Origin of the sequence: Frankia sp. AgB32, assembly GCF_023243045.1 — a bacterium.
Taxonomy (GTDB): domain Bacteria; phylum Actinomycetota; class Actinomycetes; order Frankiales; family Frankiaceae; genus Frankia.
Window position 1 is genome coordinate 88,219 of record NZ_JALKFX010000007.1, and the last position, 22,389, is coordinate 110,607.

Genomic DNA, 22,389 nt, shown 5'->3' on the forward strand with positions numbered 1-22,389 from the left:
CCTGGTCGCTCAGCCCGCATCGTGATCGCTGGCGTCGTGATGGCTGGAGTCGGTGACCTCGCCGACGAACTGGACGACCACGTCCTCCATCGCCACGACCCCGACGGTCCGCCCCGCGGCGTCGGTCACCCGGCCGAGATGGCTGCCGGTCCGCTGCATCCGGCGTAGCGCCTGGTCCAGGGGAGTGTCGGCGGCCAGCTCCGCCATCCGGTGCAGCCGCCGCGGGGCGAGCGGGGCGTCGACCTCCTCGGGCGTGATGCCCAGGACGTCCTTGGCGTGCAGGAAGCCGGCAAGGCCCGCTCCCTCCTCGGTGTCGGCGGGTGCGAGCACCGGGAACCGGGAGAATCCGGTGCGCACGACGACCGCCTCCAGCTCGCGGGCGGAGGTGGTCCAGGGGACCGTCACCGTCCGCGCGAGCGGGATCATCACGGTGCCGACCGCGTGCTCGGAGAGTTCCAGCGCGCTGGTGAGGCGCTCGTGTTCCGCCTGTTCGAGCAGGCCCTCCTGGGTCGACTCGGCGATGAGCACCGCGAGTTCCCGCGGGGTGTAGGCGGAGGCGAGCTCGTCGCGCGGAACGACCCGAAGCAGCCGTAGCACCCGGTTGGCGAACCCGTTCAGCAGCAGCACGAACGGTGAGGTGGCCCGGGCGAACACGATCAGCGGCGGGCCGAGCCAGCGCAGCGCCTGCTCGGGCCCGGCGATCGAGAGGTTCTTCGGCACGATCTCGCCCAGCACCATGTGCACCGCGGAGACGATGGTGAGGGCGACCGCGAACGCGATGGCATGCCGCCCGGCGTCGGGCACCCCGACCGCGTGGAGCAGGCCCGCCAGCAGGTCCGCCACGCTCGGTTCGGCCACCGCGCCGAGCGCCAGCGAGCACAGGGTCACGCCGAGCTGGGTGGCGGCCAGCAACGGCGAGAGGTGCTCCAACGTGCCGATCACCGCCCGCGCCCGCCGGTCACCGGCCTCGACCATCGGCTCCAGCCGTTCCCGGCGGGCGGAGACGAACGCGAACTCGGCGCCGACGAAGAACGCGTTGCCGGCGACGAGCGCGAACCCGACGACGATGGCGAGCAGCGTCATCATCGGTGCACCTCGTCCCTCGCCCGCCCGCCGCGGGCCGCCGGGCGGTCGGCGGGCGCCGTCGCCGGGGCGGTCAGCCGGATCCGGTCGATGCGGTGCCGGTCGAGCGCCACGACCGTCAGGGTGGCGCCGTCGACGTCGACCGTGTCCCCGACCGCGCCGAGCCGGCCGAGCCGGGTGAGGACCAGGCCGGCGACGGTCTCGAACGGGCCCGCCGGCAGCCGCACCCCGGTGCCGTCGGCCGCCTCGTCCGGTCGCAGCAGGCCGGAGAGCAGCCACGAGCCGGGCCCGTCGGGTACCACGCCGGGCGGCGCGGGCAGGTCATGCTCGTCGGACACCTCGCCGACGAGCTCCTCGACGAGATCCTCCAGGGTGACGATGCCGGCCGGGCCGCCGTACTCGTCGATGACGGTCGCCAGCTGCAGCCCCTCGCGGCGCAGGCGGGTGAGCAGGGAGTCGCAGTCGAGCGAGGCGGGCACGAGCAGCGGCGGCGTCATGATGTCGCGCACGGTCACCGCGGTGCGGTGCGCCGTCGGGACCCGGAAGACGTCCTTGACGTGCACGACGCCGATCACTCCGTCGACGTCCACGATCTCCTCGGCGTCGGCGCCCGTGCCCGTGCCCGCGACGGGGCGGCCCAGCACGGGGAAGCGGGAGTGGCCGGAGCCGCGGGCCACCTGCAGCAGCGCGGCGACGGGTTCGTCGGCGTCGGCCCAGACGGTGCGCACCCGGGGGGTCATGACGTCGGAGGCGTCCCGGTCGCCGAATCGCAGCGACCGGCGCAGCAGCGCCGCCGTCGACGGCGCAAGCGTGCCCTGGCGGGCGGAGGCGCGCACGATCGATCCCAGCTCGGCCGAGGAGCGTCCGCTGTGCATCTCGTCCTGCGGCGCGACACCGACCGTGCGCAGGATTGCGTTCGCGACCCCGTTCAGCACGGCGATCAGCGGCCCGGCCAGCCGCGAGAACCACACCTGTGGCAGCGCCACGGCCCGGCCCACGCGCAGGGGCTCGCTGATCGCCCAGTTCTTCGGCACCAGCTCGCCGAACACCATCTGGCCAACGGTGGCGACGACGAGGGCGATGGCGAGGGCGAGCACCGAACTCGGCGCCGCCGGCAGGCCGACGGCGCGCAGCACCGGGCGCAGGAGCGCGGCCAGCGCCGGCTCCGCGAGGAAGCCGACGGCCAGCGACGTCACGGTGATGCCCAGCTGCGCGCCGGAAAGCTGGAACGACAGCGACCGCACCGCCCGGGCGAGGGCCCGGGAACGTCGATCGCCACCGCCGTTCCCGCTGTCCCCGCCGTTCCCGCTGTCCCCGCCGGTGGCGGACCGCTCGGCCTGGTGCGGCTCGATCGCGACGAGGGCGAACTCGGCCGCCACGAACAGCGCGTTCCCGACGATCAGCAGCAGCACGATCGCGAGCCGGATGACGGCCTCGATCACCCGGCGGCACCCGTGGCGGGCCTCGTCATCGTCACGTCCGTCCGTCTCGCGGGAACGTCGCCGTCGGCCACCGCCCCGATCCGGGCACGGCCGCAGGCGGGGCCGGTCGCGGGGGCGCCGTCGACAGCGCTCGACGCAGGGTCCGCTACCCCGCCGCGCCGCCGCCCACACCCGGCCGGGGGCCGTGCCGGAGGCGCGCTGAGATTTCCGCCCGTCAGATGTTGTGACCACTCGATTACGCAGCCACACTGATCGGCGTGGCCCACATACTCACGGTAGCTAATCAGAAGGGTGGCGTTGCCAAGACGACATCCGTGGCCAGCCTCGGCGCCGCCCTGACCGAACTGGGCCGCCGGGTGCTGCTGGTCGATCTCGACCCGCAGGCGTGCCTGACGTTCTCCCTCGGCCTCGATCCCGACGCCCTCGAGCTGTCCGTGCACGACGTGCTGCTCGGTCGGCTGTCCGCCGGCATCGTCGTCACGACCACCGTCGACGGCACCGACCTGCTGCCCGCGACGATCGAGCTGGCCGGTTGTGAGGCGGTGCTGCTCTCGCGCCCCGGACGCGAGCACGCACTGCGCCTCGCTCTCGCCGAGGTCGTCGACGGCTACGACTTCGTGCTGGTCGACTGCCCGCCGTCGCTCGGCGTCCTCACGATCAACGGGCTCACCGCGGCCGACGAGGTCATCGTGCCGCTGCAGTGCGAGACGCTGTCGCATCGCGGTGTCGGCCAGCTCCTCGACACCGTGCACGACGTGCAGCGGCTGACGAACCCGCGGCTGCGGGTGCGGGGAGTGCTGCCGACCCTGTACGACGGGCGCACGGCGCACGGTCGCGCGGTACTGGCCGACGTGTCCGCCCGTTACGGCCTCGCGGTGCTCGCCCCGCCGGTCGCCCGGTCGGTGCGGTTCGCCGAGGCGCCCGGCACGGGACGGTCGGTTCTCAGCACCGCCGGCCGGTCGAAGGGCGCGGAGGCCTACCGAGCACATGCCCGCGCGATCGCCGGCCTGCCCGCGGTGCCCGTGGCGTCGGCGGTTCTGCCGGCGCCGACACGTCCGGCGACGCTCCCGATCGGGGCGCCGCCGGTGGCCGCGGGCCGAGCGGCGCGCGGTCGGCTGCCGGCGGCGGTTCCCGTCGGCGCGGACAGGCGCGGTCAGTGACCCCGAGAACAGCGGGCGCCCCGAAGGCAGCGGGAGGCCCGGCGAAGGCGGTGGGGCCGGGGCAGCGCACGGCAGCGCGTCCGCAGCCGTCGACGCAGCAGCGTGCCTCGGCCGGATTCGACCGGCTGCACCGGCGCGGTGATCGGCCGCCGTCGGCGCCGCCCGCCAGGGCGGGTTCGGTCGTCGGGCGCGACGCGCACGGCAAACGCGTCCTTTACAGCGGGGTGCGCCCGGCGACGGCTGCGGTCGCGCGGCTGCGCGTCGACTGTTCCCGCTGCGGTGAGACGTGTCTGCTCGGCGGATGGCGGGCGCTGCGGGCTCTGACGCCCAGCGTGCACCTGCCGGTGATGCGCCAGCGGCACTTCTCGCTGGTCCGTTGCCCGGCCTGCCGGCGGATGAGCTGGGTGCGGCTGGCGCTGCACCTACGACCGGCCGGCTGATTCCGGGCAACCACCGAGGTCCCTCGCCGGCCCGGGGCCACGTGGGCTGGGCGAGGGTCGCGGCGGTCAGCACCGTCGCGTCGGGTCCTGCTCCGACAGCCGCTTCGCGGCGGCCGGGGGCGGGACCAGTCAGGCGGATTCGGCGCGCGGGGCGTTTTCCTCGACGGTCCGGTCGGCGTCGACCTCACTCAGGTCGGCTCCCTCGGCCCGGATCGTTCCGGAACCGCGTCCGCGGTTGCCGCGCCGACGGCGTCGGCGGGTCGACTCGCCGGCTTCGGGAGTCAGCGTCGACACGACCTGGGCTGTCTGCACGACACCGGTCGACGCGTCGCCCTCGGCGGCCGGCACCGAGCTGTCCCCCAGGTCGGGGGTGGTGTCGGCGGCGGTGGTGGTGTCCTCGGCGATGGACAGGCCGGACGCGGCTGCGGCGGCACCTCCGCCGCGGGTGCGCTGACGGGCCCGGGTGCGAGGCTGAGCCGGCGGCGGGCTCTCGGCCTTGGACGGTTCCCGCCCGGGACGCGATCCGCGCCGTCCGCGGCGGGATTCGCCCAGGTCCTCGAGGTCCTCCGCGTCGAGGCCGGCGCGGGTGCGCGCGGCGTGCGGGAGGGTGCCGGTCGCCCCGGTCGGGATGTTGAGCGCCTCGAACAGGTGCGGCGAGGTCGAGTAGGTCTCGAGGGGACCCTCGAAGGGCAGCCCGAGAGCCTTGTTGACCAGCGTCCAGCGAGGCAGGTCGTCCCAGTCGACGAAGGTGACGGCCGTGCCGCTCTCGCCCGCCCGGCCGGTGCGGCCGATGCGGTGCAGATAGACGTTCTCGTCCTCGGGGCACTGGTAGTTCACGACGTGCGTGACGCCGCTGATGTCGATACCGCGGGCGGCCACGTCGGTGGCGACCAGGACGTCGACCTTGCCGGCGCGGAACGCGCGCAGCGCCTGCTCGCGCTGGCTCTGCCCGAGGTCACCGTGCACGGGGGCGGCGGCGAAGCCGCGCTTGTCGAGTTCCTCGGCGACCTTGTCCGCGGTGCGCCGCGTGCGGACGAACACCATCGCCAGACCGCGGCTGGTGGCCTGCAGGACCCGGGCGAGCACCTCCATCTTGTCCAGCGCGTGCGCGCGGAAGACGTGCTGGTGCGTCGTCGGCACCGTCCGGGTCTCGTCCGGCTGCTCGGCGCGGACGTGCACGGGGCGCTGCATGAACCGGCGGGCCAGCGAGATGACCGGCCCCGGCATGGTCGCGGAGAACAGCATGGTCTGCCGGCCGTCGGGCAGCTGCGCCATGATCCGCTCGACGTCGGGCAGGAAGCCCAGGTCCAGCATCTCGTCGGCCTCGTCGAGCACGAGGGTGCGCACGGCGGCGAGGTCGAGGACGCGCTGACGGGCCAGGTCGAGCAGCCGGCCGGGGGTGCCGACGACGACGTCGACGCCCGACCGCAGCGCGGTCAGCTGCGGTTCGTAGGCGCGGCCGCCGTAGACGGACAGCACCCGTACGCCGCGTCGCGCACCGGCCCGGGTGACGTCCGAGGTGACCTGGACACACAGCTCGCGGGTCGGGACGACGACGAGGGCCTGCGGGCGGCCGTCGGCACCTTCGCCGGGGGCCAGCACCGTCTGCACGACGGGGATGCCGAACGCGAGGGTCTTGCCGGTACCGGTGCGGGCCTGACCGATGATGTCGTTACGGGCCAGCGCCAGGGGAAGCGTGAGCTCCTGAATGGGGAAGGCGTGCAGGATGCCGGCCTCGGCCAGCGCCTCCACCGTCTCGGCGCGAACGCCCAGCTCGGCGAAGGTCGGCCGGACGGGTGCCGCGGGGAGGTCGCTCTGCGGATTGTTCGTGGGTGTTTCAGCTGAAGATGTTGCGGTTGTGACGGACAGCGGGACGCTCCTGGTCTTCTCTGAGCGGTGTCTACGCTGAACCCGCTCGCGGTGAGCCGCGAGGCGCCCGCGGCCCGATGTCCGTGTGCCCGGTGCCCTTCAACGGCAACTCTGGGTGCACAGGTGACGAGGCGACGCCCTGCTACGCGGCAGCCGAGGTGACATAACGACCCCTGGCTACGTACTAGCATAGCGGCTCGAAGGCCGGGACGGGGGCTCCTTCGCGGAGGATCGCGACCGCTGCCGCCGGCGGATGCCAGAATCGCACTGTGACGCAGACATCCTCCCCGCCGTCCGGCACGCCGGCACCGGACGGGGCGGCCGCCCCTGACCAGGCCACTGTCGACCTGTTGGGCCTGCTTGCCTATGGCGAGCTGACCGCCTTCGAGCGGATGGCCACCGACGCACGGATGTCCCCGACACTCGGCGACAAGATGGCCCTCGCCGCCATGGCCGCGGCCGAGTTCACGCACTTCCAGGCGATCTGTGAGGAACTTGACCGGCTCGGGGTCACCCGAGAGTCGGCGATGGCACCGTTCGTCGCGCCGCTGACCGCGTTCCACAACTCCACCGCGCCGGCGGACTGGCTGGAGAGCCTGGTCAAGGCGTACGTGGGCGACAACATCGCCGCGGACTTCTACCGGGAGATCGCCACTCGCCTGCCGTCGCCGTCGCGCGAGCTGGTGCTGCGGGTGCTCGACGACACCGGGCACGGCGCGTTCGCGATCGAGCGGGTGCGGGCCGCGATCGGGGAGAACCCCATCGTTGCCGGCCGGCTCGCGCTGTGGGCCCGCCGGCTCGTCGGCGAGGCGCTCACCCAGGCCCAGCGGGTCGGGGTGGACCGCGACGCGCTCACCGGCCTGCTCGTGGGAGTCGGCGACCTGGACGCGCTGGCGGCCATCTTCAACCGCATCATGGCGGCGCACAGCGCCCGGATGGCCGCCCTCGGCCTGTCCGCCTGAGCGGATACGGGGGTAGGAACAGCGGTGGCCGGCCCGGGCGGGGTTCTACCCGCCCGGCCGGCCCACGGTCACGTGGTGGTCAGGCGCCGAAGCCGACCCGACGGCCCGAGCTCGCCGCGATCTCCACATAGGCCAGGGAGGCGATGGGAACCACCACCTGGCGACCCTTGTCGTCCGCGAGGGTCAGCACGCCGTTGTCGGCCTTGACAGCCTCGTCCACCAGCGCGGCCACGGCCTCCGCGGACTGGTCGCTCTCCAGCACCAGCTCCCGGTTGCTCTGCCGCACGCCGATCTTGACCTCCACCGATGACCTCCGCCTTCGTCGGACTGCACGCCGGCGGACACCCGCCGCCGAGCTTGGATCACCGCCCACACTATGGCTTCCGGGACTTCTCCACCGGGGCAGGTGCGGCGTGTTCGCTCCGGGCACACCACGGGTGGTACGCGCGGGCCGACCGCAATGTCACGGCTCGGAGGCGGCTGGTGCCGATCCGGCACCGTCGGGCGGCCCGGCGGCAGCGTCCAGGCCGTCGGCCTGATCCGGCTGCCCGGGAGGGCGTTCCTGCCGTGGATAGCCGCTGATGCCGCGCCAGGCGAGCTCGACCATCGACTCGACCGCGCGTTCCTTGGACACCGTGCCGCCACGCACGAGCCACCAGCGCGAGGTCGTCTCGGCGAGGCCCACCAGCCCGACGGCGAGCAGGTCGGCCTCGTCCTGCGTGAGCCCGGTGTCGGCGACGATCGTCGCGGCGATGGCGCGCACGCACCGGGCGAACGCGGTCTCGATGAGCTGGCGCACGGCCGGCTCGCTGCGCAGGTCGGACTCCAGCACGAGCTGGTGCGCACCTGAGGGATCGTTGACGAAGTCGAAGTACGCCTGCACCGACCGGACGATGCGGGTGTGGTTGTCCGTCGTGGACTCGAGCGCCTCCTGGACGCTGGTGACCAGCTGGGCGGAGTGTTCCTCCAACAGGGCCAGGTAGAGCTCCAGTTTGCCCGGGAAGTGCTGGTAGAGAACGGGCTTGCTGACGCCGGCGCGCTCGGCGATCTCGTCCATCGCGGCCGCATGATAACCCTGCGCGACGAAGACCTCGCGGGCAGCTCCGAGGAGCTGGAAGCGCCGGGCGGTGCGAGGCAGCCGGGGCGTCCTGCCCGGGCGCGTGCCAGGCGAGGCTGGCTCGGCGGTCACCGGCGCACCTCCTGATCGATGTGGTCAAACAGTACCCGCGCGGACCCGAAAGCCCGGCGGGCCGGCGGCTTCGCGGCACCGCTGCGGGCTCAGGCGGGAAGCACCACTTTCGCACAGCTGACGGTCGGCACGCCCGGGCCACCGGATGCCGGCCGCAGCCGCGGGACGCCCATCGCCGGCGCCTCGACCGGCCCCGGCAGGCCGGGCGCGGATCAGCGGTAGTCGTCCTCGTCTGTTTCCACGATGATGCTCTGCTCGACCAGGTCGAACTCGTCTACCTCGACCGTCGGCGCGGCGGGAACCGCCGGCGCGACCTGCTGCGGCGGACGAACCTCCCTGGCCTGCTCGGCGGCGTCGGCGTCCGGCGCCTCCAGCGGCAGCTCGGAGCCCGGTAGGTCGGTGGGTGCTCCCATGGGAACGTCCTCCTGCGCTCGTGGGTGGGGGCGTTGCGCGACGGCGCGACGCCCGCGATGGACGGTCCGGACCCGCGGGGGTCCGGACCGCGGTGTGCCCGGGATCGGCCGGTCTCACGCGGAACCGTCCGACTCGCCTGCCCGGGCCTCCCCGTCCGCCCCGGGTGGGCCGCCGAGCAGGGGGGCGAACAGATCGCCGTGCTGGTCGACCCGGCGCAGCACGTCGGCGGCGGTGAAGACCAGATCCTCGGGCCGGCGGCAGTCGCGGATCTCCTCCCAGGTCACCGGGGTGGACACGGTGGGCCGCTGCCGACCGCGCAGCGAGTAGACGCTCACCGTCGTCTTCGCCGGATTGTTCTGCGACCAGTCGAGCAGCACCCGCCCGCCGCGCAGGTCCTTGCGCATGTTCGCCACCACGAGGTCGGGATGGTCCCGTTGCAGCTGGGTCGCCACGGCCCGCATGTCGGCGCGCACCTCCATCGAGGTCCGCCCGTCGGTGACCCGGCCATACACCTGTAGGCCCTTCGACCCGCTGGTCTTCACGCACAGTGGTCCGGGCAGGACCTCGCGCAGCAGCAGAGCCACCTTCGCGCAGTCGACCGCCCTCGCCGGCGGGCCGGGGTCGAGGGCGGCGCCGCCGAGGTCGGGGTGGCCGGTGGAGATCCGCCACATCGGCGTGTGCAGTTCCAGCGACGCCAGGTTGGCCAGCCACACCAGGGTGGCCCGGTCGCCGGCGACCAGGTAGTCGATGGTCGAGCGGTCCTTCGTCGACCCGGGGGAGGGCAGGGTCGCCACCGTCGTCCAGTCCGGGCGGTGCGACGGCGCGTTCTTGGTGAAGAAGCTCGACTCGCCGACGCCGTTCGGGAACCGCACGACGGTGAGCGGCCGGTCGGCCAGGTGCGGCACCGCGACCGGGCTGATCCGGTGGTAGTAGTCGATGACCTGGGCCTTCGTGAAGCCGTCGGCCGGGTAGAGCACCTTGTCCAGGTTCGACAGGCGCAACCGCCGGCCGTCCACCTCCACCGACGGCTGGTCCGCCGTCCCGCTCACCGCCGCGGCGTCCGCGCCGGTCGACTCGTCGTCACGCCTTCACCCCCTCATCCAGGACGGCACTGTGAGCGACCAATGTGGTCTTGACGTACTCCGATCGCGATCCGCCGCCGAAGCGGTGGCGACTGCTGATAACTTCGGGCGTTTCGTCGATCTGGCTTACTCGTGGGCGTCCGGTGGGTCACCATAGTGGGTAATCGACGTGAGGGGCGAACATGCGTTCGATCTGGAAGGGTGTCATCTCCTTCGGCCTCGTGTCGATACCCGTTCGGCTCTACTCCGCCACCCAGGAACGGGACGTCGCGTTCCACCAGGTCAGGCGCTCGGACGGATCCCGCATCAGGTACCGGCGGGTGGCCGAGGCCGACGGCGACGAGGTCAACTACGCGGACATCGCGAAGGGCTTCGAGCTGCCCGACGGCCAGACCGTCGTGCTCACCGACGAGGACTTCGCGAACCTGCCGCTGTCCACATCCAAGGCGATCGACGTGTTGGAGTTCGTGCCGCTGGAGCAGGTCGACCCGATCTACTTCGCCAGGAGCTACTACGTCGAGCCCGACCGCACCGGCGCCAAGCCCTACGTCCTGCTCCGCGACGCGCTGGCCGAATCGGGCCGCGTCGCGCTGGTGAAGATAGCTCTGCGTCAGCGCGAGCAGCTCGCGACGCTCCGGGTGCGCGACAGCGTCTTCGTCCTGGAGACGATGATGTGGCCCGACGAGGTGCGGGAGCCGGACTTTCCCTTCCTCGACGACGAGGTCTCCGTGCGTCCGCAGGAACTGGCGATGGCGGGCTCGCTCATCGACACCCTCTCCGCCGACTTCGACCCCGGCCGCTTCACCGACCAGTACCGCGAGGCGCTGCAGGCCGTCATCGACGCCAAGGTCGCTGGCCGGGAGGTCGTCGGCCCGCCGGAGGCCGCCGCGTCCGAGCCGGTCGGCGACCTGATGGCCGCCCTGCGCGCCAGCATCGCCGCCGCCCGCGGCAACAGCCCCGACGGTTCCACCGGCAGCCCCGACGGCTCCGCGGACAGCTCTGGCGAGGGCCCGCGCGGCTCTGGGGACCTGCGCCCGGTGTCCTCTTCTGCCGCCGCGCAGGACGCGGCGGATCCCGACCATGACTCGAAAGCGGCCGGTTCGCGGACGCCCGCGACCCGGCGCGCGGCACCGCGGAAAAGGGCGAAGTCGTCACCGTCGACCGCCGCGAAGTCGGCTTCTCCGGCGAAGTCCGATTCGTCGCAGGACGCCGCACCGGCGTCCGCGTCCTCCCCGGGGTCGACCTCGGGCAAGGCCGGGGCCCCGTCAAAATCGCCCGCCCCGCCGAAGTCGACCGCGTCCACATCGGCGCCGTCGAAGTCGGCCGGGTCGACGTCGCGCCCGCCGAAGTCGGCGCCCTCTCGCTCCACGGAACGGACCCGCCGCTCCGCCTGACGCGTCGTCCGCGACCCTTTCGGTCGACATCGTGACCGATCGCAGCGGCCGACCTGCCCGTTTTATCCGACTTCTGGGCGTCAAACGGATCCCGGTGGTCCCTCTGTGCGGTTCCGCGTCCGGTTTGTCTGTACGTACAGAGGGACCACGAAGAAGCATTTCCACGATCGTCCAGGTCGGCGTAGATCAGGCTCGCGCCGCGGAGAGCGCCGTCAGGCGCGTCGATCCGTCGAGGCCGCGGCGGGGATACCGGTCAGCGGCGGAAGGCGTCCTTCGTCTTCTCGCCGGCCTGGCGCAGGTCGGCGACGCTCTGCTTGCCCCGGCCCTCGGCCCGCATGTCGCGGTCGCCGGTGGCCTGCCCGGCGGTGGCCTTGCCCCGACCCCGGAGCTCGTTCATCTTGTTCCTGACCTTGTCGGCGAACGACATGGTGCTCAACTCCCACTGTCGGCGGTGTGCACGGTCGGTCGTCAGCGGTCTACCCACCGGCGATCCGGGAACACCAGACGGCCGGCCCGCGCTGCACCGAGGGGTCGTTCCCGCGGGCCCGCGAGCGCACGTCGACCGCGTGCCCCGGAACGGATGGCTCATTCGCGACGACGCCGCGTGCCAATGTGGCATCGTCGAAGAACGACAGCGAACGCGAGGAGCAAGCGTGTCCCTACCGCCCCTGGTCGAGCCCGCGGAGGGCCTGACCGTCGACGAGGTTCGCCGGTACTCGCGGCATCTGATCATCCCGGATGTCGCGATGGACGGTCAGAAGCGGCTCAAGAACGCCAGGGTGCTGGCCGTCGGCGCCGGTGGGCTCGGTTCGCCGACGCTGATGTACCTGGCCGCCGCCGGTGTCGGGACGCTCGGCATCGTGGAGTTCGACACGGTCGACGAGTCGAACCTGCAGCGCCAGATCATCCATGGCCAGTCCGACATCGGCCGGTCCAAGGCGGAGTCGGCGGCCGACTCGGTGCGCAACATCAACCCGTACGTGAACGTCGTGCTGCACGAGACCCGGCTGGACACCTCCAACGTCATGGAGATCTTCAGCCAGTACGACCTCATCGTCGACGGCACCGACAACTTCGCCACCCGGTACCTGGTCAACGACGCGGCCGTGCTGCTCGGCAAGCCGTACGTCTGGGGTTCGATCTACCGGTTCGACGGTCAGGCCAGTGTCTTCTGGTCCGAGCACGGCCCGTGCTACCGCTGCCTCTACCCGGAGCCGCCGCCGCCGGGGATGGTCCCGTCGTGCGCCGAGGGCGGCGTGCTCGGCGTGCTGTGCGCGTCGATCGCGTCCATCCAGACCACCGAGGCGATCAAGCTGCTCACCGGGATCGGCGATCCGCTGGTCGGCCGGCTGATGGTCTACGACGCCCTGGAGATGACCTACCGGTCGATCAAGGTCCGCAAGGACCCGGAGTGCCCGCTGTGCGGGAAGAACCCGTCGATCACCGAGCTGATCGACTACGAGGCGTTCTGTGGCGTCGTCTCGGAGGAGGCGCAGCTCGCCGCCGCCGGCTCCACGATCACCGCGAGTGAGCTCAAGGGCTGGCTGGACGCCGGCGAGCCGATCGAGCTGATCGACGTCCGCGAGCCAGCCGAGTGGGAGATCGTCCGTATCCCCGGCGCCCGGCTGATCCCCAAGGGCGAGCTGCCGGCGCACCTCGCGGAGCTGCCGCAGGACCGCCGCGTGGTCGTCTACTGCAAGTCCGGGGTGCGTTCCGCCGAGGCCCTCGCGACGCTCAAGGGCGCCGGGTTCGCCTCCGCGGTGCACGTCCAGGGCGGCGTGACGGCCTGGGCCACCCAGGTCGACAAGTCCCTGCCGGTCTACTGAACCGGCCCGCGCACGTGTACCGGCCCGCGAGCGCGTGGGTCGGTCGCGCAGCGGTGCTGGTCTCGGCCGGTGGGCCGGGTTGGCCAGAGGGGTCCGAGATGATCGGTTCCACGTGAGCGGCCGGCCTCGCGCGCGGCGCGAGTCCCCGCCGGCGAGCCTGTCGGCGGGGCTCGGCACGCGGATCCGGCTCGGCGGCGCCGCGCCGAGCCCGCGCGCGCTGGAGGTGCTCGACGCCGTCGCCCGGATCCCGCCGGGCAAGGTGATGACCTACGGCGACATCGCCGAGTACGTCGGCGCCGGGTCGGGCCGCACCGTCGGCGCGGTGCTGTCCCGGTATGGCGACGACGACCTGCCCTGGCACCGGGTGATCCGCGCGACCGGTGAGCCGAACCCGGCCAACCCGGCCGAGGCGCTGCGCCGCCTGCGTGCCGACGCCACCCCGTTGACCGCCTCCGGCGACCGCGTGGCTCTTCCCGCCGCCCGCTGGGACGGCACCTGACCGGCGGCGATGTCAGGTGCGTCGGCCGGCCGCGGGGCTAGCGGGCGGAGAGGCCGCCGTCGGCGAGATAGACGCTGCCGGTGACCAGCGAGGCGCGCCGGGAGAGCAGGAAGACGACCACCTCGGCGACCTCCTCGGCGGTGCCGAGACGGTTCATCGGCGAGAGCAGCGCCGCGCCGCGTTGCGGCCGGCCGTCGACCTGGATCAGCTCGGTGTCGACGAAACCGGGCGCGACGGCGTTCACCCGGATCCCCCGGGTGGCGTAGTCCAGCGCCGCGGTCTTGGTCAGGCCGATGACGCCGTGCTTGGCGGCGACGTACGGAGCCGACCCGGCGAACCCGACGGTGCCGAACACCGACGCCATGTTGACGATCGAGCCGCCGGTGCCGCCGTGCAGTATCGCGGTGATCTCGGCGCGCATGCTGTAGAAGACCCCGGACAGGTTCACGTCGAGGACCCGCTGCCAGTCCTCGGCGGCGGTCAGGCCCACCGGTTCGCGCCCGGCGGTGATCCCGGCGTTGTTCAGGGCCAGGTCCAGCTTGCCGAAGGTGCCGACGGCGGCCTGCACGGCCCGCTCGAGGGCGTCCGGGTCGGTGACGTCCGCCTCGACCGCGATGGCCTCGCCGCCGGCCCGTTCGATCTCGGCGGCGACGTCCTTCACGCGGTCGCCCTGTCGGTCGGTGACCACGACTCGGGCACCCGCGCTGGCCAGCCGGCGGGCGCAGGCGGCGCCGATGCCGGAGCCCGCACCGGTAACAAGTGCAACATTTCCGCCGCAATCGGTCATAGTCTTTGACAGTGCCACGTCCATTCGGATGAGTGAACACGTCCCCGATCGGGCGCGCCCAAGGGTGTCGCCCCGTCGGCGTTTCGATCGTCACCCTCAGCACACCGTCAGATGGCCACCCGCGCGGGCGCACGCGGGACTGTCGGACCGCCATGGTGTGCTGTCGGGGTGAGTTCGCCGCCCGCCGCCGCGCCGCCCGCCGCCGCGTCGCGCACCGGTCACCGCCTGGTGGCCGCGCCGATCGCCGCGCCCCGGCCGCTGACGGCGGATGCGGCCCAGCGGCGCGTGATCGAGCATCCGGGTGGCCCGCTGCTGGTCCTCGCCGGGCCCGGCACCGGCAAGACGGCCACGCTCGTCGAGGCCGTCGCCGCCCGGGTCGAGGCGGGGGCGGACCCGCGGTCGATCCTGGTGCTCACGTTCAGCCGGCGCGCGGCGGCGGAACTGCGGGAGCGGATCACCGCCCGGCTCGGGCCGACCGGCGCCGGGCGCGGGCCGGGCGCGTGGACCTTCCATGCCTGGTGCCTGGCCGTGCTGCGCGCGCACGACCGGCCCGCGCCGCGGGGCGGGTTCCGGCTGCTGTCCGGCCCGGAGCAGGACAGCCGGCTGCGCGAACTCGTCGAGGGTTCGCGGGAGGACGGCCGGCCGGCCTGGCCGGAGTCGCTGGCCCGCTGCCTGGGCCCCCGCGGGTTCACCGAGGAGGTGCGGGCGCTGCTGGCGCGGGCCCGCGAGGTCGGGCTGGAACCGGTGGGTCTGGCGCAGCTCGCGCGGCGCACCGCCCGGCCGGAATGGGCCGCCCTGGCCGAGTTCTACGAGATGTATCTCGACGTGTTCGGCTTCGAGGGCGCGCTCGACTACGCCGACCTCGTGCAGCGGGCCGCCCTCGTCGCCGAGGGCGCCGCGGCGGGGGAGGAGCTGCGGACCCGCTACCAGCACGTCTTCGTCGACGAATACCAGGACACCGACCCGGCCCAGGAGCGCCTGCTGCGGGCGCTCGCCGGCGGCGGGGGCAACCTGATCGCGTTCGGTGACCCGGACCAGTCCATCTACGCCTTCCGCGGCGCGGAGGTGGCCGGCCTGCTCGACTTCCCCCAGCGGTTCCGCGCGCCGGGCGGCGGCCAGGCACCGATCGTCGCGCTGCGTACCTGCCGGCGGATGGCGCCGGGACCGCTGCTGGCGAGCCGGCACGTGGCGCGGCGGATCCCGGCGGCGGGCCTGCCGGTCGCCGCCATCCGCGCGCACCGGGACCTCGTCGGCCGCAGCGACCTCGGTGCCGGCCAGGTCGAGGCACGCACCTACCCGAACGCCGGTGCGGAGGCCGATGCCGTCGCCGACCTGCTGCGCCGCGAGCACCTGGAGCGTGGCACGCCCTGGCCGGCGATGGCGGTCCTCGTCCGCACGGCGGAGCGGATCGGCCGGTTGCGCCGGGCGCTGACCGCCGCCGGCGTGCCTGTCAGCGTCGACGGGGACGAGCTCCCCGTCGCCCAGGAACCAGCCGCGGCGCTGCTGCTGCTGGCGCTGCGCTGCGCGGGCGACCCGGCCGGCGCGCTCACCCCCGACGCCGCCCGCACGCTGCTGACCTCCCCGCTCGGCGGCGCGGACCCGGCCGGTGTGCGCGAACTGGGCCGCGCCCTGCGCGCCTTCGACCGGGATGCCGGCGCCGGGCGGGCGGCGGCGTCCGCCGAGCTGGTGCGGGCGGCGGTCGCCGATCCGGACCGCCTGCTGCTGCGCGTTCCCGACCCGGTCGCGGCACCCGCGCGGCGGGTCGGCGGCCTGCTGCGCGTCTGCCGCCGTGCGCTGCGGGACCCGGCCGGCTCGCCGGAGCAGGCGCTGTGGGCGCTGTGGGCGGCGTCGGGCTGGCAGGAGCGGCTGGTGGCGGCGGCCGCGGCGGGCGGCGCGGCCGGGCGCGCCGCCGACCGCGACCTCGACGCGGTGGTGGCGCTGTTCGACGCGGTCGCCCGGCTGGCCGAGCGGCGCGGGCCCGGTGCCGGCGCGGCGTCGCTGGTGGACGAGCTCGGCCGCCAGCAGATCGCCGCCGAGGCCATCGCCCCCGTCGGGGAGGACGTCCGGCGCCGCGGCGTGCGGCTGCTGACCGCGCACCGGTCGAAAGGCCTGGAATGGGACGTCGTCGCTGTCTGCGGGGTGCAGGACGGCGCCTGGCCCGACCTGCGCCAACGGCATTCGCTGCTGGCCGCCGAGGAACTCGACGCGCCGTCCCGCGGCGGCCTGCGCCCGCCGCTGACCCGCCAGGACCTGCTTGCCGACGAGCGGCGGCTGCTCTATGTCGCCCTCACCCGGGCCCGGCGCCGCCTGCTGGTGACCGCCGTCAACAGCCCGGACGACGACGGCAGCCTGCCGAGCCGCTTCCTCGACGAGCTCGGCGTGCCCGTCGAGGCGGTCGCCAGCCGCCCGCCCCGGCCGCTGAACCTCGTCGGCCTGGTCGCGCCCCTGCGCCGGCTGGCGACGGAACCGACCTCCAGCCCGGCGAGGCGCACGGCGGCGCGGCGCCGTCTCGCCGCGCGCGCCGCGGCGCGCGACGCCCCGCGCCGCCCGGTGGTCCCCGCCGCGCCTCCGCGGACCTGGTGGGGGCTGCTGGACGTCACCGAGTCCGACGTCCCGGTCGTGGCCCCGGGCGCGCCGCTGCGGCTGTCCGGGTCGTCGCTGTCCAGCATCGGCGCCTGCTCGCTGCGCTGGTTCCTGGAGCACGAGGCGCACGCGGTCACCGTCGCGACCACCGCGCAGGGCTTCGGCCGGGTCGTGCACGCGCTCGCCGACGAGGTCACCACCGGCCGCACCCCGGCGGACCTGGCCGCGCTCGACGCCCGGCTGGACACGGTCTGGCGGCATCTGGACTACGAGGCCCGCTGGCGCAGCGACCAGGAGCGCGACGCCGCCCGTGAGGCGCTGGCCCGCTTCCTGGACTGGCACGCCGCCGAGCGCGGCCGGCGCGTCGTCGACGCCGAGGTCCGTTTCACCTGCCGGTTGGCGGTCGCCGGCCGGGAGGTGCTGCTGCGCGGCTTCATCGATCGGCTGGAGCTCGACGACACCGGCCGGGTGCACGTCATCGACTTCAAGACCGGCCGCACGGCGGTGACCACCGCGCAGCTCGCGGCGCACCCGCAGCTCGGCAGCTATCAGCTCGCCGTCCGGTCCGGCGCCCTCGACGAGGCGCTGGACTCCGCGGGGGCAGACGCGGGCGCGGGCGCGGCGGGCGGCTCCCTGTCGTCGGCGGTGCCGGGTGGGGCGGAGCTGGTCCACCTGCGGCTGGACGGGGACCGGGACGGTTCGGCCCCCCGGCTGCCCGAAGACGGCACCGGGCCGCCCAAGGTGCAGGCCCAGCCGCCGCTGCCGGCCGATGGCCCGACCTGGATGGACGAGGTCCTCACCGACGCCGTGCGGACCATCGACGCGGAGGCGTTCCGCCCGGCGCCCGGCGACCACTGCACGATGTGCACCTTCCAGGCGAGCTGCCCCGCCCGGCCGGAAGGCCGACAGGTGGTCGAGTGAGCACCCTCGGTACGGGCGGGGCGATCCCACGCCAGCCGCTGCTGCCCGGGTTCGGCGCCGACCCGGCCGACGACGGGGACGGCGGGCCGGTCGGGCGCCAGCTCGACCCCGACGACCTGCGGGAACTGCTGGAGGTTCCGTACACGGACGAGCAGATCGCCGCCGCCACCGCCCCACTGGCACCCGGGGTGATCGTCGCCGGCGCGGGCTCCGGGAAGACCTCGGTGATGGCGGCCCGGGTGGTGTGGCTGGTGTCCACCGGCCAGGTGCGCGCCGAGCAGGTCCTTGGGCTGACCTTCACGACCAAGGCGGCGGCGGAGCTCGCCGGGCGGGTCCGGCTGGCCCTGCGCAGGGCCGGCGCCGCCGAGGTGGGTGACTGGACGGGCGCGCCCGGGTCGGCGGCGGGAGCGTCGGACGAGGCCGACGGTGAGCCGACCGTCGCCACCTACCATGCCTTCGCCGGCCGGCTCGTCGTCGACAACGCGCTGCGCCTCGGCCTGGAACCGGACATCGCGCTGATCTCCGGCGCGGCGCGGTACCAGCTCGCCGCGCGGGTCGCGCGGGCCCACGGCGGGGCGGTGCGCGCGCTGACCCGGCCCCTCGCCGCGGTCGTCGGCGAGATCGTCGCGCTCGACGCCGAGATGAGTGAGCATCTCGTCGACCCGTACCGGCTCGTCGTCCACGACGAGGAGTTCGAGGAACAGATCGCGGCCGCGCGGGCCGCGGCGGCGGCCCGGCCGCGGACCAAGGGCGTCCAGGACCGGCTGCGGCGCTGGGCGCTCGCCGCCCGCGGGCGGAGCGAACTCGCAGCGCTGGTCGCCGAGTACCGCGCGGCCCGCCGCGAGCGGGACGTGCTCGACTTCGGCGACCAGGTCACCTACGCCGCCCGCCTCGCCGAGTCGATACCGGAGGTCGGCCGGGCCGAACGGGCCCGCGCCGCGGTCGTCCTGCTCGACGAGTACCAGGACACCTCCGTCGCCCAGCGCCGCATGCTGACCGGCCTGTTCGGCGGCGGACACCCGGTCACCGCGGTCGGTGACCCCTGCCAGGCGATCTACGGCTGGCGCGGCGCGTCGGTCGCGAACCTCGACCACTTTCCGAGCCACTTCCCGCGCGCGGACGGCACGCCGGCGGTCGTCTACGAGCTGTCCGTGAACCAGCGCAGCGGCGGGCGGCTCCTCGAGCTCGCCAACACCGTCGCGGCGCCGCTGCGGGCCCGCCACCGCGTCGTCGAGCTGCGTCCCCGGGCGGACGTCGCCGAGCGCGGCGAGACGGTCGTCGCCCTGCACGAGACGTGGGCGCAGGAGGTGTCCTGGATCGCCGCGCGGCTGCGCCGGGTGGTCGACGCGGGCACCTCGCCCGGGGACATCGCCGTGCTCGTCCGGGCCCGCGGGGACATCCCCCCGCTGCTCACCGCCATGCAGGGGGCGGGCCTGCCGGTCGAGGTCGTCGGGCTGACCGGCCTGCTCACCGTGCCCGAGGTCGCCGAGATCGTGGCGATGCTGGAGGTCCTCGACGCCCCGACGGCGAACGCGGCGCTGGTCCGGCTGCTCACCGGCCCGCGGCTGCGTCTCGGCACCCGGGACCTCGCCGCGCTCGGCCGCCGCGCCCGCGAGGTCGTGCGCCGCCCGACCGACTCGCCGGCCCCGCCCGACGTGCCAGCACCGGTCGACCCGGCCGGCGGCGGCGCGGGCGACGAGCCGGGGGGGATGGAACCGGACCCGCCGGGGCGGGAGGATCCGCTCACGGCGGCGGTCGCCGACGTCGACCCGGCGGACGTGGTCGCGCTGTCCGACGTCCTCGGCGATCCCGGGCCGGAGATGTCCGTGGAGGGCCGGCTGCGGCTGCGCCGGCTCGCCGCGGAGATCGCGGACCTGCGCGGACATATCGGCGAGGGCCTGCTCGACCTGCTGCACCGGGTCATCGCCACGATCGGCCTGGACGTGGAACTCACCGCCTCCGAGGCGGCCGTGCGCGCCCGCCGCCAGGAGAACGTCGCGGCCTTCCTCGACGTCGCCGCCGCGTTCACCGACCCGGACGGGACGACGTCGCTGCACGCGTTCCTCGGCTTCCTGCGCGCGGCCCGCGAACACGAGCGCGGCCTCGACGTCACCGGCCCGTCCGGCGCGAACGCCGTCGCCCTGATGACGATGCACCGGTCCAAGGGCCTCGAATGGGAGGTCGTCGCCGTGCCGAACCTGAGCCGGACGGTCTTCCCGGACGTCACCGTCCGCGACCAGTGGACGACCTCGGCGGGGGTCCTGCCGGTGCCGCTGCGCGGCGACGCGGCCGACCTGCCGGCCGTCATCGCGTCCGACCAGAAGGCCGACCACGACGCGTTCGCCGCGGACGCCGCCGCCTACGCCGAGCGGGAGGAACGCCGCCTCGCCTACGTCGCGGTGACCCGGGCCAAGTCGCTGCTGCTCGCCAGCGGCCACTGGTGGGGGCCGACGCAGAAACGCCCGCGCGGCGCGTCGGTGTTCCTCGACGAGCTCGCCGGGCACGCCCGGGCTGGCGGCGGGCGGGTCGAGCACTGGGCGCCGAAGCCGCCGGAACGCCTCAACCCGGCGCTCGCCACCCCCCGCGAGTTCGTCTGGCCGGCGCCGTACGAGCAGGAACCGTACGCGCGCCGCCGCGAGGCCGCCCTGGAGGTCCTCGCCCGCCTGGACGCCGCACTCGCCGCCCTGCCGGACGGCGGCGACGGAACACCGGGCGGTGACGACCCGGACACGCGCGTCCCCGCGGACGACGGCCGAGCCCGGACCGACCCCGACGAGAGTGAGCCCGCGGCCGGTACCGGCGATGACGGGACTGCGCCCGGCGGCGGCGAAGGCGGCGATCCGCCGGGGCTGACCGGGCCTGACCGGGCGCTGCTCGCCGAGCTGGACCGGGAGGCGGCGCTGCTGCTCGCCGAGGAACGGGCGGCCCGCATCCCGATGCTCGACGTGCCCCTGCCGGCGAACCTGACCGCCTCGGAGATCGTCCGGATGCACGCCGACCCGGCGGCGTTCGCCCGTGAGCTCGTCCGGCCGCTGCCACGCCAGCCGGTGGCGGCGGCCCGGCGCGGCAGCCGCTTCCACGCCTGGGTCGAGGAGCTGTTCGACCACCGGGCGCTGATCGGCGACGACGACCTGCCCGGCGCCCGCGACGCCGAGCTGACCGAGGACGACCTGGGTGAGCTGCGCGAGGCGTTCCTGCGCACCCCGTACGGCGCCCGCCGGCCGTTCGCGATCGAGGAGCCCTTCGAGCTCCCGCTCGCCGGGCGGATCGTGCGCGGTCGCATCGACGCCGTCTACGACCTCGGCGGCGGCCGCTGGGAGGGCGTCGACTGGAAGACCGGCCCGGCCGCCGCCGACGAACTCCAGCTCGCGGTCTACCGGCTGGCCTGGGCCCGGCTGCGCGGCGTCGACCCGTCCGCCGTCGACGCGGCCTTCCTCTACGTCCGCTCCGGCGCGGTGGTCCGCCCGGCGCCCCTGTCCGAACAGGAGCTGGCCGAACTGCTCACGTCGCCGGCCGACCTGGCGGATCAGCGGCCACCACCACGTCAGCGACCACACAGCTGATGTTGTCCGCCCCGCCGGCCGCCCTCGCCAGCGCGACGAGTTCGTGCACCGTCCGCTCCGGCTCGGCGCCCCCGGTCAGGACTCGCCGCAGCGCGGCCGGCGGCACGGCACCCGACAGCCCGTCCGAGCAGAGCAGGTAGCGGTCGCCCCGCCGCACCTCGCGAAACCCAAGGTCGGGAAGCACGCCGGGGCCACCGTCGAGGGCCCGGAGCAACAGCATCCGCTGCGGGTGGGCCGAGGTCTCCGCAGGCTGTAGCCGCCCGTCCTCGACCATCGCCTGGACGAGAGTGTGATCCTGGGTGATCTGACGCAGCTCGCCGTCTCGTAGCAGGTAGGCGCGGGAATCGCCGATGTGGACGAAGGCCAGTGCCGATCCGGTCCACAACAGCGCGGTGAGCGTCGTGCCGATCGGGTGCGATGCAAGGCTCTGATCACCGGCGGCCGGCCCAGGGCTGCCGCCCAGGTCCGGGATCGGGCCGTACGGGACCTCCCGGGCGACCGAGATGGCCGGGGCCGACTGGCCGACCAGCGCACGTACCGCCTGGTTCGCGCGGGTGAGCGCGTCGGCGAGAAACGGGAGCAGCTCATCGGGGCGCACCGCCGTGGGGTCCAGCTGGCGTAGGGCGCCGACGGCCGCCGCTCCGGCTTCGGCCCCCGCGGGGCCGAAGCCGTCCGCCACCGCGAGGACCCCCGAACCGGCGTGCACAGCGTCCTGATTACCTGGGCGGACCAGGCCCTGGTCGGACAGCGCGGCGTGCCGCAGTGTCAGTCGTTCGCCCGCGATGACCCGCGCGGCGGGATCGGCGGGGTGGGCGGGGTGGGGGATCGGAGAGTTCACGGGCATGGTGATGTCCTTTCGGCCCCTGGCCTCAGCTCGGCCAAGGTGCTCGACGAGGATGGCGGCCAGCGGCCAGCGGCCAGCGGGCGGCGGGCGGCGGTCGTCCGCTCGGCCTCGGCCCAGAACAGACCGATCTCCGTGGCCGCGGCGGCGGGGTCGAGCCCGCAGACTCGCCGGATACGCGCGAGAGGCATGTCCAACCGGCGCAGCCAGGCCACCAGCCGGGCCCGCTCCAGCTGATGCGGAGAGTAACGCCGGTACCGTTGCGAGTCATGAAGCATGAGTAAGCCTCTGCCTCGCAGCCGTCGTCGACAGGACGGCGCTCCCGGTCTGACCC

The 22,389-nt window shown here is 74.4% G+C and carries 19 protein-coding genes; 8 read left to right on the forward strand and 11 right to left on the reverse strand.

Annotated features, from left to right (window positions below; genetic code table 11):
• Positions 1-9 precede the first annotated feature (9 nt).
• Together MXD60_RS04000 and MXD60_RS04005 are read right to left on the reverse strand one after the other, a co-directional pair.
• Positions 10-1,086 (reverse strand): CNNM domain-containing protein, encoded by a 1,077-nt coding sequence (locus MXD60_RS04000; protein ID WP_308222359.1) that lies wholly within the window; start codon positions 1,084-1,086, stop codon positions 10-12.
• Positions 1,083-2,525, reverse strand: a complete 1,443-nt coding sequence (locus MXD60_RS04005; RefSeq protein WP_248817571.1) for a hemolysin family protein — start codon at positions 2,523-2,525, stop codon at positions 1,083-1,085. Before MXD60_RS04005 ends, MXD60_RS04000 begins: the two co-directional genes overlap by 4 nt.
• Before the next feature lie 314 nt (positions 2,526-2,839).
• Between MXD60_RS04005 and MXD60_RS04010 the strand changes: the two genes are divergently transcribed.
• Both MXD60_RS04010 and MXD60_RS04015 read left to right on the forward strand, forming a co-directional pair.
• Complete coding sequence (locus MXD60_RS04010) at positions 2,840-3,685, forward strand: ParA family protein (protein ID WP_518467302.1); 846 nt, start codon at positions 2,840-2,842, stop codon at positions 3,683-3,685.
• Positions 3,682-4,125 (forward strand): hypothetical protein, encoded by a 444-nt coding sequence (locus MXD60_RS04015; RefSeq protein ID WP_248817573.1) that lies wholly within the window; start codon positions 3,682-3,684, stop codon positions 4,123-4,125. Before MXD60_RS04010 ends, MXD60_RS04015 begins: the two co-directional genes overlap by 4 nt.
• 129 nt (positions 4,126-4,254) lie before the next feature.
• Here MXD60_RS04015 and MXD60_RS04020 read toward each other — a convergent pair whose 3' ends face one another.
• Complete coding sequence (locus MXD60_RS04020; RefSeq protein WP_248817574.1) at positions 4,255-5,877, reverse strand: DEAD/DEAH box helicase; 1,623 nt, start codon at positions 5,875-5,877, stop codon at positions 4,255-4,257.
• Between the two features lie 386 nt (positions 5,878-6,263).
• Here MXD60_RS04020 and MXD60_RS04025 point away from each other — a divergent pair, with 386 nt between their 5' ends.
• The gene (locus MXD60_RS04025) at positions 6,264-6,956 is read left to right on the forward strand and encodes a ferritin-like fold-containing protein (RefSeq protein ID WP_248817575.1); all 693 of its coding nucleotides are present in this window, start codon (positions 6,264-6,266) and stop codon (positions 6,954-6,956) included.
• 79 nt (positions 6,957-7,035) lie between these two features.
• On the opposite strand, the gene MXD60_RS04030 is transcribed toward MXD60_RS04025, so the two are convergent.
• The 4 genes from MXD60_RS04030 to MXD60_RS04045 form a co-directional block, all read right to left on the reverse strand.
• Positions 7,036-7,260 (reverse strand): DUF3107 domain-containing protein, encoded by a 225-nt coding sequence (locus MXD60_RS04030; protein ID WP_248817576.1) that lies wholly within the window; start codon positions 7,258-7,260, stop codon positions 7,036-7,038.
• Between the two features lie 159 nt (positions 7,261-7,419).
• Entirely contained in the window at positions 7,420-8,145 is a 726-nt protein-coding gene (locus tag MXD60_RS04035) for a TetR/AcrR family transcriptional regulator (protein WP_248817577.1), read from the reverse strand.
• Positions 8,146-8,357: 212 nt separating this feature from the next.
• The gene (locus MXD60_RS04040; RefSeq protein ID WP_248817578.1) at positions 8,358-8,558 is read right to left on the reverse strand and encodes an Rv3202a family protein; all 201 of its coding nucleotides are present in this window, start codon (positions 8,556-8,558) and stop codon (positions 8,358-8,360) included.
• 114 nt (positions 8,559-8,672) lie between these two features.
• Positions 8,673-9,608, reverse strand: a complete 936-nt coding sequence (locus tag MXD60_RS04045) for a DNA polymerase domain-containing protein (RefSeq protein WP_248817579.1) — start codon at positions 9,606-9,608, stop codon at positions 8,673-8,675.
• A gap of 215 nt (positions 9,609-9,823) precedes the next feature.
• Here MXD60_RS04045 and ku point away from each other — a divergent pair, with 215 nt between their 5' ends.
• Positions 9,824-11,035, forward strand: a complete 1,212-nt coding sequence (gene ku, locus MXD60_RS04050) for a non-homologous end joining protein Ku (protein WP_248817580.1) — start codon at positions 9,824-9,826, stop codon at positions 11,033-11,035.
• Positions 11,036-11,288: 253 nt separating this feature from the next.
• On the opposite strand, the gene MXD60_RS04055 is transcribed toward ku, so the two are convergent.
• A complete protein-coding gene (locus tag MXD60_RS04055; protein ID WP_248817597.1) occupies positions 11,289-11,462 on the reverse strand; it encodes a CsbD family protein in 174 nt (57 codons plus the stop codon).
• 226 nt (positions 11,463-11,688) lie between these two features.
• On the opposite strand from MXD60_RS04055, the gene moeZ reads away from it, so the two are divergent.
• On the forward strand, positions 11,689-12,861 hold the full coding sequence (gene moeZ / locus MXD60_RS04060; protein ID WP_248817581.1) for an adenylyltransferase/sulfurtransferase MoeZ: 1,173 nt from the start codon (positions 11,689-11,691) through the stop codon (positions 12,859-12,861).
• 112 nt (positions 12,862-12,973) lie between these two features.
• Complete coding sequence (locus MXD60_RS04065; RefSeq protein ID WP_248817582.1) at positions 12,974-13,360, forward strand: MGMT family protein; 387 nt, start codon at positions 12,974-12,976, stop codon at positions 13,358-13,360.
• A 37-nt stretch (positions 13,361-13,397) separates the two neighbouring features.
• Here MXD60_RS04065 and MXD60_RS04070 read toward each other — a convergent pair whose 3' ends face one another.
• The gene (locus MXD60_RS04070; RefSeq protein WP_308222360.1) at positions 13,398-14,171 is read right to left on the reverse strand and encodes an SDR family oxidoreductase; all 774 of its coding nucleotides are present in this window, start codon (positions 14,169-14,171) and stop codon (positions 13,398-13,400) included.
• Between the two features lie 87 nt (positions 14,172-14,258).
• Between MXD60_RS04070 and MXD60_RS04075 the strand changes: the two genes are divergently transcribed.
• Together MXD60_RS04075 and MXD60_RS04080 are read left to right on the forward strand one after the other, a co-directional pair.
• Positions 14,259-17,651, forward strand: coding sequence for an ATP-dependent helicase (locus MXD60_RS04075; protein ID WP_248817584.1), 3,393 nt, complete (start codon positions 14,259-14,261; stop codon positions 17,649-17,651).
• Positions 17,648-21,214: an ATP-dependent DNA helicase gene (locus MXD60_RS04080; protein WP_248817585.1), complete on the forward strand. Its 3,567-nt coding sequence runs from the start codon at positions 17,648-17,650 to the stop codon at positions 21,212-21,214. The genes MXD60_RS04075 and MXD60_RS04080 overlap by 4 nt, the downstream gene beginning before the upstream one ends.
• Here MXD60_RS04080 and MXD60_RS04085 read toward each other — a convergent pair.
• Together MXD60_RS04085 and MXD60_RS30200 are read right to left on the reverse strand one after the other, a co-directional pair.
• The gene (locus tag MXD60_RS04085) at positions 21,153-22,058 is read right to left on the reverse strand and encodes a PP2C family protein-serine/threonine phosphatase (protein ID WP_248817586.1); all 906 of its coding nucleotides are present in this window, start codon (positions 22,056-22,058) and stop codon (positions 21,153-21,155) included. The two genes, MXD60_RS04080 and MXD60_RS04085, sit on opposite strands and share 62 nt — an antisense overlap.
• On the reverse strand, positions 22,049-22,333 hold the full coding sequence (locus tag MXD60_RS30200) for a MerR family transcriptional regulator (protein WP_248817587.1): 285 nt from the start codon (positions 22,331-22,333) through the stop codon (positions 22,049-22,051). The genes MXD60_RS04085 and MXD60_RS30200 overlap by 10 nt, the downstream gene beginning before the upstream one ends.
• Positions 22,334-22,389 lie beyond the last annotated feature (56 nt).

Bases quoted from the DNA above. Each gene is read 5' to 3' on its own strand.
- MXD60_RS04000 (WP_308222359.1), bottom strand. From the start codon at position 1,086: ATGATGACGCTGCTCGCCATCGTCGTCGGGTTCGCGCTCGTCGCCGGC.
- MXD60_RS04040 (WP_248817578.1), bottom strand. From the start codon at position 8,558: ATGGGAGCACCCACCGACCTACCGGGCTCCGAGCTGCCGCTGGAGGCG.
- ku (WP_248817580.1), top strand. From the start codon at position 9,824: ATGCGTTCGATCTGGAAGGGTGTCATCTCCTTCGGCCTCGTGTCGATA.
- MXD60_RS04055 (WP_248817597.1), bottom strand. From the start codon at position 11,462: ATGTCGTTCGCCGACAAGGTCAGGAACAAGATGAACGAGCTCCGGGGT.
- MXD60_RS04070 (WP_308222360.1), bottom strand. From the start codon at position 14,171: ATGGACGTGGCACTGTCAAAGACTATGACCGATTGCGGCGGAAATGTT.
- MXD60_RS04075 (WP_248817584.1), top strand. From the start codon at position 14,259: ATGGCCACCCGCGCGGGCGCACGCGGGACTGTCGGACCGCCATGGTGT.
- MXD60_RS04085 (WP_248817586.1), bottom strand. From the start codon at position 22,058: ATGCCCGTGAACTCTCCGATCCCCCACCCCGCCCACCCCGCCGATCCC.
- MXD60_RS30200 (WP_248817587.1), bottom strand. From the start codon at position 22,333: ATGCTTCATGACTCGCAACGGTACCGGCGTTACTCTCCGCATCAGCTG.